Origin of the sequence: Streptomyces sp. XD-27 (assembly GCF_030553055.1) — a bacterium.
Taxonomy (GTDB): domain Bacteria; phylum Actinomycetota; class Actinomycetes; order Streptomycetales; family Streptomycetaceae; genus Streptomyces.
Map to the genome: position 1 here is coordinate 2,455,461 of NZ_CP130713.1, position 15,851 is coordinate 2,471,311.

The window sequence follows — 15,851 nt, forward strand, 5'->3', positions numbered from 1 at the left end:
CGAGGAGATGCCCACGTGCCTGGCACGAATCTGACCCGCGAAGAGGCGCAGCGGCGGGCGCGCCTGCTCACCGTGGACGCGTACGAGATCGTTCTCGACCTGAGCGGTGCGCAGGAGGGCGGGCGGTTCCGCTCCGTGACCACCGTGCGGTTCGACAGCGCCGAAGGCGGGGCGGAGACCTTCATCGACCTGATCGCGCCCGAGGTGCACGAGGTCGTGCTCAACGGCGAGGCGCTGGATCCGGCGGCGGTCTTCGCCGACTCGCGGATCGCGCTGCCGGGGCTGCTGGTGGGCCCCAACGAACTGAAGGTCGTCGCGGACTGCGCGTACACCAACACCGGTGAGGGTCTGCACCGCTTCGTGGACCCGGTGGACGACCAGGCCTATCTGTACACGCAGTTCGAGGTGCCGGACGCGCGGCGGGTGTTCGCCTCCTTCGAGCAGCCCGACCTCAAGGCGACGTTCCAGTTCACGGTGACGGCGCCCGAGGGCTGGACGGTGATCTCCAACTCGCCGACGCCGGAGCCGAAGGACAACGTCTGGCACTTCGAGCCGACCCCGCGGATCTCCAGCTACATCACGGCGCTGATCGTGGGCCCGTACCACAGCGTGCACAGCAGCTGGGAGGGCGACGGCCGGTCGGTGCCGCTGGGCATCTACTGCCGCCCGTCGCTGGCCGAGTTCCTCGACGCGGACGCGATCTTCGAGGTGACCCGGCAGGGCTTCGACTGGTTCCAGGAGAAGTTCGACTGCGACTACCCGTTCGCCAAGTACGACCAGCTCTTCGTGCCGGAGTTCAACGCGGGTGCGATGGAGAACGCGGGCGCGGTGACCATCCGCGACCAGTACGTGTTCCGGTCGAAGGTGACGGACGCGTCGTACGAGCTGCGTGCCGAGACCATCCTCCACGAGCTGGCCCACATGTGGTTCGGCGACCTGGTCACCATGGAGTGGTGGAACGACCTGTGGCTGAACGAGTCGTTCGCCACGTACACCTCGGTCGCCTGCCAGGCGTACGCGCCGGGTTCGCGGTGGCCGCACTCGTGGACCACCTTCGCCAACTCCATGAAGACGTGGGCCTACCGGCAGGACCAGCTGCCGTCCACGCACCCGATCATGGCGGAGATCCGGGACCTGGACGACGTCCTGGTCAACTTCGACGGCATCACGTACGCCAAGGGCGCCAGCGTGCTCAAGCAGCTCGTGGCGTACGTCGGCATGGACGAGTTCTTCAAGGGCGTGCAGGCGTACTTCAAGCGGCACGCGTACGGCAACACCCGGCTGTCGGACCTGCTGGGCGCGCTGGAGGAGACCAGCGGCCGCGACCTGAAGACGTGGTCGAAGAAGTGGCTGGAGACGGCGGGGATCAATGTGCTCCGCCCGGAGATCGTCACCGACGCCTCCGGAGTCATCACCGCCTTCGCGGTCCGGCAGGAGGCCCCGGCGCTGCCGGCGGGTGCCAAGGGCGAGCCTGTGCTGCGGCCGCACCGGATCGCGATCGGGCTGTACGACCACCAGGACGGCAAGCTGGTCCGCACCGACCGGATCGAGCTGGACGTCGACGGTGAACTGACCGAGGTGGCGGAGCTGGCCGGGCGGAAGCGCCCGGCAGTCGTGCTGCTCAACGACGACGACCTGAGCTACGCGAAGGTGCGGCTGGACGAGCAGTCGCTGTGGACCGTCCAGCGGCACCTGGGCTACTTCGCGGAGTCCCTGCCGCGCGCCCTGTGCTGGGCGTCGGCCTGGGACATGACCCGCGACGGCGAGCTGGCCGCCCGGGACTACCTGGAGCTGGTGCTCTCCGGTGTCGCCGAGGAGTCGGACATCGGCGTCGTGCAGTCGCTGCACCGCCAGGTGAAGCTGGCGCTGGACCTGTACGCGGACCCGCAGTGGCGCGAGACGGGCCTGGCGAAGTGGACCGAGGCCACCCTGGAGCGGCTGCGGGCCGCGGAGCCCGGCAGCGACCACCAGCTGGCCTGGGCGCGCGCCTTCGCCGCGACCGCGCGGACGGACGAGCAGCTCGACCTCCTCGCCGGGCTGCTGGAGGGCACCGAGTCCGTCGAGGGCCTGGTCGTGGACACCGAGCTGCGCTGGTCGCTGCTGCAGCGGCTCGCGGCGACCGGCCGTGCCGACGAGGACGCCATCGCGGCCGAGTACCAGCGGGACAAGACGGCGGCGGGTGAGCGGCACGCGGCGACGGCGCGGGCGGCGCAGCCGACGGCCGAGGCCAAGGCGGAGGCCTGGGCGTCGGTCGTGGAGTCCGACAAGCTGCCGAACGCGATGCAGGAGGCCGTCATCAACGGCTTCGTCCAGGCCGACCAGCGCGAGCTGCTGGCCCCGTACGCGGAGAGGTTCTTCGCGGTCGTCAAGGACGTCTGGGGCGCGCGCAGCCACGAGATGGCGCAGCAGATCGCGGTGGGCCTCTACCCGTCGCTCCAGGTGGAGCGGGCGACGCTGGAGGCGACGGACGCCTGGCTGGCCACGTCCGAGCCGAACGCGGCGTTGCGCCGGCTGGTCCTGGAGTCGCGCTCGGGCGTCGAGCGGGCGCTCAAGGCGCAGGCCGCCGATTCGGCTGCCGCCTGAGGTAGCGCGACGGGGGCACCCCGCGCCCTGCGGCGACCGCGCCCGCGGCGCGACGCCCGCGGCGGGGTTGCCCCCCCTCCGGCCCGCCCGTCCCCTTCGGGGCGGGTGGGCACGGTACGGCTACCTGCGATGCCCCGGCGCAGTCGTCAGCCCCGCGCCGGGGCGTGGGCCCGGCGCGGGGCTGACGGAGAAGGTCAGGCCGCTGGCGGAGAGATCAGGCCTTGGCGGCGCGGGCGGCCCGGCGGGCCAGGAGGGCCGCGCGGCGCTCGTCGAACTTGGTGGCCTGGTCGTCCAGTCCGCCCAGGAACAGGCCCAGCTCCTCCTGCGCCTGGTGTCCCTCGGCGTGCAGCCCGCTCAGCTCCAGGGTCTTGAGGAAGCGCAGGACGGGCTGCAGCACGTCGTCGTGGTGTATCCGCAGGTTGTAGATCCCGCCGATGGCCATCTGGGCGGCGGCCCGCTCGAAACCGGGAATGCCGTGTCCCGGCATACGGAAGTTCACCACCACGTCGCGGACGGCGGCCATGGTCTGGTCGGGAGCCAGCTCGAACGCCTTGGCCAGCAGGTTCCGGTAGAAGACCATGTGCAGGTTCTCGTCGGTCGCGATCCGGGCCAGCATCCGGTCGCACACCGGGTCGCCGGAGTGGTGGCCGGTGTTGCGGTGCGAGATGCGGGTGGCCAGCTCCTGGAAGGCGACGTACGCGATCGAGTGCAGCATGCTGTGCCGGTTGTCGGACTCGAAGCCCTCCGACATGTGCGCCATACGGAACCGCTCCAGCGCGACCGGGTCGACGGCCCGCGAGGTGAGCAGGTAGTCGCGCATGACGATGCCGTGCCGGCCCTCTTCGGCGGTCCAGCGGTGCACCCACGTGCCCCAGGCGCCGTCGCGCCCGAAGAGCGTGGCGATCTCGTGGTGGTAGCTGGGCAGGTTGTCCTCGGTCAGGAGGTTGACCACCAGCGCGGTACGGCCGATGTCGGAGACCTTGGACTGCTCCGGTGCCCAGGGCTCGCCGCCCATGACGCCGTCGAAGTTGCGGCCGTCGCTCCAGGGCACGTACTCGTGCGGCATCCACTCCTTGGCGACCTTGAGGTGGCGGTTGAGCTCGGTCTCGACGACCTCTTCGAGCGCGTACAGGAGCTTGCGGTCACTCCACTCCGACTGGCGGGGAATGAGGGGCGGGGCGGTGGTCACAGGCGTGCTCCTGGGGACGTAGAGCGGCGGGTTTCCTACGGCCCCGTAGGTTACGTCACCGTAAGTTAAAGCGAAAATAAGGGTGCCGTCGAAGGGGCTCCGCCCCTGGTCAGGGAGCTGCTCAACCGGGCCCCGGCGGCACGGCGGCCAGGCGGGTCAGGAGGTAGGCCGCGCGTAGCGGGAGCGCGGTGGCGGCGGCGGTGACGGTGTCCAGCTCGCCGAGGGTGGGCAGGACCCGGAGTTTTCTGATGTCCCAGCCGGTCCGTGCAGACATGACGAGGGCGCCCGACCGGCTCGTATAGCCGGTGGACGCCCTCGTGGGAAGTGAAGGGAAGTGTCGTCAGCCGCTCTGCTTGCGCGACTTGTCGCCCATCATGACCAGCCCGGTGATCACCAGGAAGGAGACGATCGGGAGCGCGACGTAGAGGCCGAGCGTCGCGGCGACGCTCAGACCCGGACCCGGGTCGTCGCCGTCGTCGCGCACGAGCGCGGACGCGGGGGACGACATCAGCAGCATCATCAGCGTCGTTCCGGCGGACACGGCGCCGGCGCGCAGGGCGTTCTTGTTGACCACGGTCCCAAACTAGCGAACCCCGGAACGCACCGCGCGGCCGGGGTGCCCGTACGGGGCCCGCGGGCTCGGCTCGGGCGGCGGCTACCGGCCCGCCAGGCCCGCGCGGACCTCCTCCATCAGCGCGTGCAGCCGGGGGGAGCCGGCCAGCTCCTCCAGCGTGATCGGGCGCCCCCGCGCGTCGGCGATCGGCAGCCGCCAGTTCGGGTACTGGTCGCCCCAGGTGCCGGGGAGGTTCTGCGGTCTGCGGTCGCCGACCGCGTCGGGCAGCCACACCCCCACCATCCGGGCCGGGGTGCGCACCAGGAACCGGTGCACCGCCTTGACCGCGCCCTCCTCGTCGCCCGGCCCCTCCGGCAGCAGGCCCAGCCGCCCGAGCAGCGCCAGCCACTCGGCCGCCTCGGCCGTGTCCTCGGCCTGTTCCTGGGCGAGCGGCCGGGTCAGCAGCCCCAGCCGGTGCCGCAGCTCGACGTGCTCCCCGGTGAGGCGGGCGGCGGTGCTCGGCAGGTCGTGCGTGGTGGCGGTGGCCAGGCAGTCCGCCCGCCACGCCTCGGGCGGCAGCGGGCGGGCGCGTACGGCCACGGGGGCGGGGGCGGGTTCGCCGTCGGCGGCCGTGTCGCCGTGCGGCGCGGTCTCGGGCGGCGTCTCGGGCGCGGTCTCGGGCGCGGTCTCGGGCGCGGTCTCGGCTGGGGGCTCGGGCGTCGGTGCCGCCTCCGCGGACCCGGCGGACTTCGCGGACCCAGCCGACTTCGCGAGCTGCGCGGACTTCTTGGCCTCCGCCTCCGCGGCCTCCGCCGCCGCGTAGTCCCGTTCGAACCACAGCACCGACGTGCCCAGCACGCCGCGCCCGGCCAGGGACTCGCGGACCCCGGGCTCGACGGTGCCCAGGTCCTCCCCTATCACCACCGCGCCCGCGCGGTGCGCCTCCAGTGCCAGGACGCCGAGCATCGCCTCCGCGTCGTAGCGGACGTAGGCGCCCTCGGTGGGCTCCCGGCCCTCCGGCACCCACCACAACCGGAACAGGCCCATCACGTGGTCGATGCGCAGCGCTCCCGCGTGCCGCAGCAGGCCGCGCAGCAGATCGCGGTACGGGGCGTAGCCCGTCGCGGCCAGGGCGTCCGGGCGCCAGGGCGGCAGTCCCCAGTCCTGGCCGCGGGCGTTGAACGCGTCGGGCGGCGCGCCGATCGACATGCCCGCGGCGAACGCGTCCTGCTGCGACCAGGTGTCGGCGCCCGTGGGGTGCACCCCGACCGCCAGGTCGTGGACCAGCCCGACGGCCATGCCCGCCTCGCGTGCGGCGCGCTGGGCGGCGGCGAGCTGCGCGTCCATCAGCCAGGCGAGCCAGCGGTGGAAGTCGACGCGTTCCCGGTGCTCGCCGCGGGCGCGGGCGGTGCGGGCGGAGCGCGGATCGCGCAGCCCCTGCGGCCAGCGGCGCCAGTCGGACCCGTACACCTCGGCGAGGGCGCACCACGTGGCGTGGTCGTCCAGCGCCTGGCCGCGGGCGGCGAGGAAGTCGCCGTAGGCAGCGCGGCGGCCGGGGCTCATCGGCGCGGCCCGCACCAGCCGCAGCGCCTCGCTCTTGAGGGCCCACACCGCGTCCCGGTCGATCAGCGCGCCCTGGTCCAGCACGCCCGCCCGCAGATCGGCGGCCCGGCCGAGGAGATCGTCGGCGCGCTCGCGGGCGGGGCCGCGCAGCTGCGCGTACTCGGGCACGTCCTCGACCCGCAGATAGACGGGGTCGGGGAAGCGGCGCGAGGAGGGGCGGTACGGGGACGGGTCGGTGGGGGCGCCGGGGACGGCGGCGTGCAGCGGATTGATCTGGAGGAACCCGGTGCCGAGCGTCCGCCCGGACCAGGCCGCCAGATCCGCGAGGTCGCCGAGGTCGCCCATGCCCCACGAGCGTGCGGACAGCAGGGAGTACAGCTGGACCATGAACCCGTGGGTGCGGGCCGGGGGCGCGGGCATCCGATCGGGGGCGACGACCAGGGTGGCGATCCCGGAGCGCCCGTCGGGGGCGTGCGCGCGCAGCGTGTGGCGGCCCAGGGGTAACGCGGCGGTGGGGTCCGGCACGCCGCCGGTGCCGGGCGCGCCACCGCTCCAGGTGCCGGTGCCAGGCGCGTCCGCACCCCAGCCGCCGGTGCCGGGCGCGCCACCGCTCCAAGCGCCGGTGCCGGGCGCGTCCGCACCCCAGGCGCGGGAGCCGGGCGCCTCCACGCCCCCGGTCCGGGTGTCGAGCGCGTCCGCTCCCCAGGCCCGGGTGCCGGGCGCGTCCGAGCCCCAAGCGCGGGTTCCGTACGCCGACACACCCCGAGCACCGGTGCCGGTGGCCTCGGACCCCCGAGCGCCAGGTGCCTCGGGTCCCCGAGCGCGGCTGTCGGTGGCCTCCAAGCCCCAGGCGCGGGTCTCGCCGTCCTCCGTCTCCACGCGCAGCGCGGTGCCCTCGGGCAGGTGGAGCCGGGGCGGCCGACCAGGGCGTACGACCACGCAGGGCGGAAGCAGCCGGGTGGCCTCGCCGTGCGCGTGCCGCTCCAGGGCGGCGCGCACCGCGCGGGGCGTCGATGCGTCGACGCCCAGGGCGGCGAGCACGGCCACCACGGTGTCCTCGGGCACCTGGACGGTCCGGCCCGGTTCGGGCTCGTAGGACGTGGCGACACCATGCAGTTCGGCGAGCCGCGCTCTGCCCATCAGCTCTCCTCAGGTCACCCCGGATCTCCGGGGAGTTCGGCACTCCGTCGGAAAGCCCGGAGCTTGGAGCCCGAAGCTTGGAGCCCGAAGCCCGGAAGCTCAGAACTCCGTCGAGGTCATACCCGTTCCCGCGCCCAGTCCGACGGCGGTCGGCTCACTGGTCAGCGGCAGTTCCGTGGCGAGCGGCGGCTCGCTGGTCAGCGGGGCGGCGTCGGCCAGCGGAGGTTCGCTGGTCAGCGGCGGCTCCACGGCGCCGGCGGAGTCCGCCCCGTCCAGTCCGGAGTCCGGGTCGGAGACTCCTGCGAACAGGTCCGGGGCGCGGTCGACGCTGTCATCGAGGGGCAGCGCCGGTTTGGACAGCGCGGAGAGCAGGAGCTGGGCGGATGCGGCCACGAGGGCCTCCGTGGGGGTCTCGGCAGTGGGATACGTCCAGCCCTACCCACTGGGGGCGGAGGCAGACGTGACCGATCCAGGAACGTGCCCCAGGTCACATCAGCCGCCCGCGGGCGATTTCCCGGCCATCCCGGACCGGCGACACAGAGCGTACGGGCGAAACGGACATCCCAGCGGCAGACTTGCGGGCGCGGAGGCCACGGCCCGCCCCCGGCCCACCTCCGCCCGCCCCTGCCCACCCCTGTCCGCGTCGCAATACCGGCACGCCCGCATCGCAATACCGGCACTTCGGTCAGCGCCGTTGACACCCTCACCGGCCGGGTGGTGGGCTCGTCGCCTATCGGCTGTCAGCGCCGCGCTCACGCGGTGGGGACCACGCGGCCGGGGACCACGCGACGGGGACAGACCCGACAGGGACGAACCCGACAGGGACAAGGAGTGTGCCGTGCAGTTCCCGGGGATCCGGTCGAACAAGCCGAGGACCACGGGAGCCACCGCGCTCGCCGCCGCGGTCATCGGCGGCCTGCTCGGCGGCGCGCCGGGCGCCGTCGCCGCGCCCGCCCAGCCGGAGCCCGAAACCGGAGGCGCGACCGCGGCGGACCGGGTCGACGCGACCGGCCTGCCGCCGGTCTGGCCGCGCCCGCAGTCGCTCCAGGCCCAGGGCGGCCAGGTACCGGTGGGCGAGACCGTCACGCTCGTCGCCGACGGGGACGCCGATCCGTACGCGCTCGACGCGCTGCGCGCGCTGCTGCGGGACGCGGGCGCCGACTCCGTCACCGAGGTCACGGACGAACCCGCGAACGGCGGCGGTCGGGCGGGCAGCCCTCCCCCGGACTCCGTCCGGGAGGTGCCCTCAGGCGCGGCCCCGGCAGGCGGTCTGGTCGTCCGCGTACAGGGCCGGCAGGCGGAGGACGCGCTGCGCACGCTGCGCGCCCCCGCGCGCGGCGATCTGCCCGGCGGCGGCTACCGGCTGGCGGTCGGCACGGTCGACGGCGCCCCCACGGTCGCACTCGCCGGGGTGGGCGAGGACGGCCTGTTCCACGCCGTCCAGACGCTGCGGCAGCTGCTGGTGCGGCAGGGCGGCTCGTACGGCTTCCCGGCGGTGACCGTCCGGGACTGGCCCAGCGCGGCCGTACGCGGCACCACCGAGGGGTTCTACGGCGACCCGTGGAGCCGTCAGCAGCGGCTGGACCACCTGGACTTCATGGGGCGGACCAAGCAGAACCGCTATCTGTACGCGGCGGGCGACGACCCGTACCGGCAGGCCCGCTGGCGCGACCCGTACCCCGCCGAGCGGCGCGACGAGTTCCGCGCGCTGGCCGACCGGGCCCGCCGCAACCACGTCACGATGGCCTGGGCGGTGGCGCCCGGTCAGAACTTCTGCTTCTCCTCGGACAAGGACGTCAAGGCGCTCACCCGCAAGATCGACGCGATGTGGGCGCTGGGAATGCGCGGCTTCCAGCTCCAGTTCCAGGACGTCAGTTACACCGAGTGGCACTGCATGAACGACCGCTCGGCGTTCGGGTCGGGGTCCGAGGCCGCGGCCAAGGCCCAGGCGAGGGTGGCCAACGCGGTCGCCGCGCATCTGGCCGACCGGTACGCCGACGCCGCCGCCCCGCTGTCGCTGCTGCCGACGGAGTACTACCAGGACGGGGCGACCGACTTCCGGCGCGCGCTGGCCGAACAGCTCGACGACGGGGTCGAGGTGGCCTGGACCGGCGTCGGCGTGGTGCCGCGGACCATCACCGGCGGCGAACTGGCCGGTGCCCGCGCGGCCTTCGGCCATCCGCTGCTGACCATGGACAACTACCCGGTCAACGACTACGCACAGGACCGGATCTTCCTGGGCCCGTACACCGGCCGCGACCCGGCCGTGGCCACCGGCTCCACGGCGCTGCTCGCCAACGCCATGGAGCAGCCGAAGGTCTCCCGTATCCCGCTGTTCACGGCCGCCGACTTCGCCTGGAACCCGCGCGGCTACCGGCCGCACGCCTCCTGGCTGGCGGCCGTCGACGACCTGGCCGGGCCGGACGCGGACACCCGCGCGGCGCTGCGCGCGCTCGCCGGGAACGACGCCTCCTCGGTGCTGAGCGACAAGGAGTCCGCGTATCTGACGCCCCGGATCGACGCGTTCTGGACGGCGCTGGACGGCGCGGGCGCCGACGGCGCCGGCAGTGCCACGGGCAGCGGGTCGGGCGGCGGCACCGGCGCGCAGGGCGGCGGCGCCGTGTCCCCGGAGCGCGCCGCCACCCGGTTGAAGGACTCCTTCCGCACCATGCGGGACGCGCCGGGGCGGCTGAAGGCCGCACTCGGCGACGAGGCGGGCCCCTGGCTGGAGCAGCTGGGCCGGTACGGCGACGCCGGGTTGCACGCGGTCGACATGCTGCTCGCGCAGAAGCGCGGCGACGGCGCCGAGGCCTGGCGGCACCGGCTGGAGCTGCACCGCCTGCGCAAGGAGATCGCGGCGAGCGCGGCCACGGTCGGCAAGGGCGTGCTCACCCCGTTCCTGGCCTCGGCCCTGGGCCGGTCCGACGCCTGGGCGGGCGTGGACGAGACGGCCGAGAAGCCGCCGCGGACCGATCCGGGCCGGCGGGCGGCGGCGGACGGCGACCCCGTCACCGCGCTGAGCTCCGCCGAGCCGGTGGTGCTGCGCTTCGACCGCACCCGGCCGCTCAGCGCCGTCACCGCGCTCACCGGCCGCGGCTCCGACGAGCTCGGCACCCTGGAGGCGCATGTGCCGGGCCGGGGCTGGCAGCGGCTGAGCGCCGTCTCGGGCAGCGGCTGGACGCAGGCGCCGGGCAGGGGCATACGGGCCGACGCGATACGCCTGGTGTGGTCCGGTGGCGGCGAGCCGCCCGCCGTGCACGAGATCACCCCCTGGTTCACCGACAGCCCGGCGGCCGAGCTGAGGCTGTCGAAGAGCGTGGTGGACGCGGAGATCGGCGGCGGCGCCACCACCGTCGCGGTGCGGCTCACCGCCCGCCGCCCGGGTGACGTCCACGGCGATCTGACCGTCCGGGCGCCGGCGGGCGTCAAGGTCAGCGCCCCCGCCGAGGTCACGGCCCCGCGCGGCGAGGTGGCCACGGCCCGGATCCAGCTGTCCGTCCCGGCGGGCGGCGGGGCGCGCACCTACCGGGTCCCGGTCCGCTTCGGCTCCGAAGAGGCCGTACTGACCGTGCGAGCGCATCCGCCGACCGGCGGTCCGGACCTGGCCCGCGGCCACGGCGTACGGGCCGCCTCCTCCGGCGACGAGTCCGCCGACTTCCCGGCGTCCGCCGCGGTCGACGGCGACCCGGCCACCCGCTGGTCCTCCACGACCGAGGACGGCGCCTGGTACCAGCTGGAGCTGGCCCGACCGGCCCGGCTCGGCCGACTGGACCTGCACTGGCAGGACGCCCATCCGTCGCACTACCGGGTGCAGGTCTCGGCGGACGGCCGCACCTGGCGCACGGCGGCGACCGTGGCAGACGGGCGCGGCGGTAAGGAGACGGTGCGGGTGGACGCGCCGCAGACCCGGTTCATCCGGATACAGAGCGTCCGGCGCGCGACCCGCTTCGGCATCTCGCTGTGGTCGGTCGAGGCGTACGCGGTGACCGCGGAACAGGCGCCGCCGAGCGCGTGACCGCCGACCGGATACCGGCGAGCGCGTAACGACTCGGGACGACACGGGACGGCCCGGCACGGCACGGCACGGCATCTGGCAGCACGGCTCGCCACCACCCGTGTCCGGGTGCCGTCCGGGAGCGCCCCGGGACGGCACCCGGATACGACAATGGCCCGGTCCTCAGGCGGAAACGCCGTCGATCCGGGCCATCGCATCCTCCGCGCCGTACGGCTGCAGGTATGGCAGCCAGCGCGGGTCCCTATGCCCGGTGCCGATGATGCGCCAGGCAAGTCCGGACGGCGGCGCGGGCTGATGCCGCAGCCGCCAGCCGATCTCCGCGACGTGGCGGTCGGCCTTGACGTGGTTGCAGCGGCGGCAGGCCGCCACCACGTTCTCCCAGGTGTGCTGGCCGCCGCGGCTGCGCGGGATGACGTGGTCGACGCTGGTTGCGACGCCACCGCAGTACGCGCAGCGCCCGCCGTCGCGGGCGAACAGGGCACGGCGGGTCAGGGGTACGGGGCCGCGAAAGGGCACCCGCACGAAGCGCTTGAGTCTGACGACGCTCGGGGCGGGTATGACGTGGGTCGCGCTGTGCATGAGGGCGCCTGAGTCCTCAAGGCTGACGGCCTTGTCGTTGAGGACGAGTACGAGCGCGCGGCGGAGCGGTACGACGCCGAGCGGCTCGTACGACGCGTTGAGGACCAGGACGTGTGGCACGGTACTGCCTCCTAAAACGCCGGCGGCGCGTGGCTCGCGCCGGGACGATCTCCCCATAGTGTCGCTGTATCCCTGGTCGACGCGCCACCATCGCCGGGTAACGGCCTGGGAGTGTTTTCAACCACAGTCCGTTCATCCCCCGCTGGAACGCGGTTATCTCTCGAACAGAGCAGCGGGGCATGCGCTGTGCCCCGTTAGTGTGGTGAGTCTGCCCGTGCCTTCTCGGCGCGGGTGTGTCACACGAAGGGTTACTCACTGTGTTCTGGTCCGCTGCCCCGGCCGCAGACTCGACGCCCCGCCCCACCACCCTCGACGAGGCGCAGCAGAACGCCAGCAGCGCCGCCGGCTGGGTCGAGGAGAACTGGTCCACCTGGCTCGGCATCGGGCTGCGCATCCTGCTGATCCTGGTGATCGCGTTCGTCCTGCGGACGATCGTGCGCCGCGCCATCACCAAGCTGATCGAGCGGATGAACCGCACGGCCCAGGCCGTGGACGGCACGGCCTTCGGAAGCCTGCTGGTCAACGCCGAGCGGCGGCGGCAGCGCTCCGCGGCGATCGGTTCGGTGCTGCGCAGCGTCGCGTCGTTCCTGATCATGGGCACGGCCGGGCTGATGATCCTGTCCGTGTTGAAGATCAATCTCGCGCCGCTGCTCGCCAGCGCGGGGGTCGCGGGCGTGGCCATCGGTTTCGGCGCCCGGAACCTGGTCACCGACTTCCTCTCCGGTGTCTTCATGATCCTTGAGGACCAGTACGGGGTCGGCGACTCCATCGACGCGGGCGTCGCCTCCGGCGAGGTGATCGAGGTCGGGCTGCGGGTGACCAAGCTGCGCGGCGCGGACGGCGAGATCTGGTACGTACGCAACGGCGAGGTCAAGCGGATCGGCAACCTCAGCCAGGGCTGGGCCACCGCCACCGTCGACGTCCAGGTCCGCTCCGACGAGGATCTGGACCGGGTGCGCTCGGTGATCACGGCGGCCGGCGAGGACATGGCCAAGGACGAGCCGTGGAACGAGCGGCTGTGGGAGCCGGTCGAGGTCCTGGGGCTCGACGCGGTCTATCTGGACTCGATGGTCGTCAAGGTCTCGGCCAAGACGATGCCGGGCAAGGCGCTCGGCGTCCAGCGGGAGCTGCGCTGGCGGATCAAGCGGGCCCTGGACGCGGCGGGCATCCGGCAGGTCGGCCGCCCGCCGGAGCCGGACCTGGAGACCGAGGAGGCGCCGGACCCGACGGCGACCATCGCCGCGCCGTCCGCGCTGGCCGATCCGCTGTCGCCGCGGGCCCAGGCGGCGAGCCCGCTGATACCGCCGCAGGCGCCGACGCAGAAGTGAGGGGGCTCTCGCCCTCTTGCCCCTCCGTGCCCGCCCCCGTACCGTCGTCCCCCTCACTCAATAGGAAAGTTTCCTAACAGAGGGGGCGGGGGCGAGGCGCCATGGCCGGTTCTGCGGGGACGCCCGGCACGCCACGCGTGCTGCGGGCCATGAACGACCGGACCGCGCTGGAGCTGCTGGTCGCACACGGGCCGCTCACCCGGACCCGGCTGGGCGAGCTCGCCGGGCTGTCCAAGCCGACCGCGTCCCAGCTGCTGGGGCGGCTGGAGGCCGCGGGGCTCGTGCGCGTCACCGGGACCGCCACCGGACGGCCGGGGCCCAACGCCCGGTTGTACGAGATCAATCCGGCCGCGGCGCACGTCGCCGCCCTCGCGGTGGACCACGCGGGGGTCACGGCGGCCGTCGCCGACATCACCGGCGCGGTGCTGGGCGAGCACCGGGTGAGCGCCGCGGCCACCGACGCGGCCACCGACGCGGATGTCCGCGGCCGGACCGCCGGGATCATCACCGAGACCGCCGGGATCATCACCGAGGCCGTCGGGATCGTCACCGAGGCCGTCGACGGCGCGCTGGCGGCCGCCGGGCTGGGGAACGGGGACCTGCACCAGGCCGTCATCGGGATGCCCGGCGCGCTGGACCCGCGCTCCGGAGAACTGCGGTACGCGCCTCACCTGCCCGGATGGCAGTCCCGCACGCTCCGGGACGACCTCGCGGCGGCCCTCGGCACGCCGGTGGTGATCGAGAACGACGTCAACCTCGCCGCCGTCGCCGAGCAGCACCTCGGCACCGCCCAGGACGTCGACGACTTCGTCCTGGTCCGGGTCGACGAGGGCATCGGCGCCGCCGTCGTCCTCGGCGGCCGACCGCTGCGCGGCGCGACCGGCGGGGCGGGCGAGATCGGCTACATGCCGCTGCCGGGCGCCCCGCCGGCGCGCGGCGGCCCGGCCGCCGCCGCCCGGCCCGACGCCGGCGGCGGCTTCCAGAAGCTCGTGGGCTCGCCCGCCGTCGTCGAGCTCGCCCGCGACCACGGCATCGCCGCACCCACCGCCGCCAAGGCACTCGCCCAGGCGCTGCACACCCCCGGTGCCGGCGACGCGGTCCTCACCGAGCTGGCGCGGCGACTGGTCAGCGGACTCGCCGCGGTCGTCGCGGTGGTCGACCCCGAGCTGGTGGTGCTCTCCGGGGAGGTCCCGCAGGCCGGCGGAAAGCGGCTGCTGGAGCTGGTCGAGGCCGAATTCACCGGACTCGCGCTGCCCCGGCCGAGGCTGCGGCTGAGCACCGTCGCAGGGTCCCCGATCCTCATCGGCGCGCTGCGCACCGCCCTCGCCGCGGCCCGCGACGCCGTGTTCGACACCGCCTGAGCCTGCGTTGGCCGGTTCGACCAGTCCAGTCGGTTCAGCCGGTTCAGCCGGTTCACCGGTTTCACGCCTGCCCGCACTGTCAACGGAAACCTGAACGGTCGAAGACGGGAGTCAAGCGTTGAAGCTCGCAGTCGTGGGTGGCGGCTCCACCTACACGCCGGAACTCGTCGACGGATTCGCGCGGCTGCGCGACGTCCTGCCCCTCGCGGAACTCGTCCTGGTCGACCCGGCCACGGAACGGCTGGAGCTGATCGGCCGCCTCGCCCGGCGCATCTTCGCCAAGCAGGGCCATCCCGGGCGGATCTCCTGGACCACCGATCTCGACGCGGCCGTGGAGGGCGCCGACGCGGTCCTGCTGCAACTGCGCGTCGGCGGGCAGACGGCGCGGAACCAGGACGAGACCTGGCCGCTGGAGTGCGGCTGCGTCGGGCAGGAGACGACCGGGGCGGGCGGGCTGGCGAAGGCGCTGCGCACGGTTCCGGTGGTACTGGACATCGCCGAGCGGGTACGCCGCCGCAGCCCGGACGCGTGGATCGTGGACTTCACCAATCCGGTGGGCATCGTGACCCGCGCGCTGCTGACGGCCGGTCACCGGGCCGTCGGGCTGTGCAACGTGGCGATCGGCTTCCAGCGCAGGTTCGCCGCGCTGCTGGGCGTCGCGCCGGAGGAGATCGCGCTGGACCATGTGGGGCTCAACCACCTCACCTGGGAACGCGGGGTGCGGCTCGGCGGCCCGGACGGCACGGACGTGCTGCCGAAGCTGCTCGCCGAGCACGGCGACGCCATCGCGGCTCAGGTGCGGATGCCGCGCGCGCTGCTGGACCGCCTCGGCGTCGTCCCCTCCTACTACCTGCGCTACTACTACCAGCACGACGAGGTCGTACGAGAGCTCAAGGCCAAGCCGTCCCGGGCGGCGGCGGTGGCCGCCATCGAACGGCGGCTGCTGGAGCTGTATGCGGACCCGGGGCTGGACGGCAAGCCGGACCTGCTGGACAAGCGCGGCGGTGCCTTCTACTCCGAGGCGGCGGTGGCCCTCACCTCCTCCCTGCTGACCGGCACCGGCGACGTACAGGTGGTGAACGTCCTCAACAACGGCACGCTGCCCTTCCTTCCCGACGACGCGGTGATCGAGGTCCCGGCGGCGGTGGACGCGCGGGGCGCCCGGCCGTTGCCGCAACCCCCGTTGGAACCGCTGTACGCCGGGCTGATCGCGAGCGTCACCGCGTATGAACACCTGGCGCTGGAGGCGGCGTTGAAGGGCGGCCGGGAGCGGGTCTTCCGGGCCCTGCTGTCCCATCCGCTGATCGGCCAGTCGGAGCAGGCGGAGACCCTGACCGACGCGCTGCTGGCGCACAACAGGGAGCACCTGGCGTGGACTTGAGCGACACGGCCGGGAAGAGCGTCATGCGAGGCTTCGTGA

The 15,851-nt window shown here is 73.8% G+C and carries 11 protein-coding genes; 5 read left to right on the forward strand and 6 right to left on the reverse strand.

The features are described 5' to 3' along the window. Positions 1-15 precede the first annotated feature (15 nt). Entirely contained in the window at positions 16-2,583 is a 2,568-nt protein-coding gene (gene pepN / locus Q3Y56_RS10780) for an aminopeptidase N (RefSeq protein WP_304461732.1), read from the forward strand. A 214-nt stretch (positions 2,584-2,797) separates the two neighbouring features. Here pepN and Q3Y56_RS10785 read toward each other — a convergent pair whose 3' ends face one another. From Q3Y56_RS10785 to Q3Y56_RS10805, 5 genes are all read right to left on the reverse strand, one after another. Continuing rightward, positions 2,798-3,772 carry an acyl-ACP desaturase gene (locus Q3Y56_RS10785; RefSeq protein WP_304461733.1) on the reverse strand — a complete coding sequence of 325 codons (975 nt, stop codon included), beginning with the start codon at positions 3,770-3,772 and terminating at the stop codon, positions 2,798-2,800. A gap of 121 nt (positions 3,773-3,893) precedes the next feature. Next, entirely contained in the window at positions 3,894-4,046 is a 153-nt protein-coding gene (locus Q3Y56_RS10790; RefSeq protein ID WP_304461734.1) for a hypothetical protein, read from the reverse strand. A gap of 66 nt (positions 4,047-4,112) precedes the next feature. Further along, on the reverse strand, positions 4,113-4,346 hold the full coding sequence (locus Q3Y56_RS10795; RefSeq protein WP_304461735.1) for a hypothetical protein: 234 nt from the start codon (positions 4,344-4,346) through the stop codon (positions 4,113-4,115). An 81-nt stretch (positions 4,347-4,427) separates the two neighbouring features. Continuing rightward, positions 4,428-7,028, reverse strand: coding sequence for a 4-alpha-glucanotransferase (gene malQ, locus Q3Y56_RS10800; protein WP_304461736.1), 2,601 nt, complete (start codon positions 7,026-7,028; stop codon positions 4,428-4,430). Between the two features lie 99 nt (positions 7,029-7,127). After that, the gene (locus Q3Y56_RS10805; RefSeq protein WP_304461737.1) at positions 7,128-7,421 is read right to left on the reverse strand and encodes a hypothetical protein; all 294 of its coding nucleotides are present in this window, start codon (positions 7,419-7,421) and stop codon (positions 7,128-7,130) included. 445 nt (positions 7,422-7,866) lie between these two features. Between Q3Y56_RS10805 and Q3Y56_RS10810 the strand changes: the two genes are divergently transcribed. Next, a complete protein-coding gene (locus Q3Y56_RS10810) occupies positions 7,867-11,043 on the forward strand; it encodes a beta-N-acetylglucosaminidase domain-containing protein (RefSeq protein WP_304461738.1) in 3,177 nt (1,058 codons plus the stop codon). A gap of 162 nt (positions 11,044-11,205) precedes the next feature. On the opposite strand, the gene Q3Y56_RS10815 is transcribed toward Q3Y56_RS10810, so the two are convergent. Then, positions 11,206-11,742 (reverse strand): HNH endonuclease, encoded by a 537-nt coding sequence (locus Q3Y56_RS10815; RefSeq protein ID WP_304461739.1) that lies wholly within the window; start codon positions 11,740-11,742, stop codon positions 11,206-11,208. A gap of 257 nt (positions 11,743-11,999) precedes the next feature. Between Q3Y56_RS10815 and Q3Y56_RS10820 the strand changes: the two genes are divergently transcribed. The 3 genes from Q3Y56_RS10820 (at position 12,000) to Q3Y56_RS10830 (ending at position 15,812) form a co-directional block, all read left to right on the forward strand. Then, positions 12,000-13,070 (forward strand): mechanosensitive ion channel family protein, encoded by a 1,071-nt coding sequence (locus Q3Y56_RS10820; RefSeq protein ID WP_304461740.1) that lies wholly within the window; start codon positions 12,000-12,002, stop codon positions 13,068-13,070. Between the two features lie 149 nt (positions 13,071-13,219). After that, a complete protein-coding gene (locus Q3Y56_RS10825) occupies positions 13,220-14,431 on the forward strand; it encodes an ROK family transcriptional regulator (protein WP_304461741.1) in 1,212 nt (403 codons plus the stop codon). A 118-nt stretch (positions 14,432-14,549) separates the two neighbouring features. Further along, positions 14,550-15,812 carry a 6-phospho-beta-glucosidase gene (locus Q3Y56_RS10830; RefSeq protein ID WP_304461742.1) on the forward strand — a complete coding sequence of 421 codons (1,263 nt, stop codon included), beginning with the start codon at positions 14,550-14,552 and terminating at the stop codon, positions 15,810-15,812. Positions 15,813-15,851 lie beyond the last annotated feature (39 nt).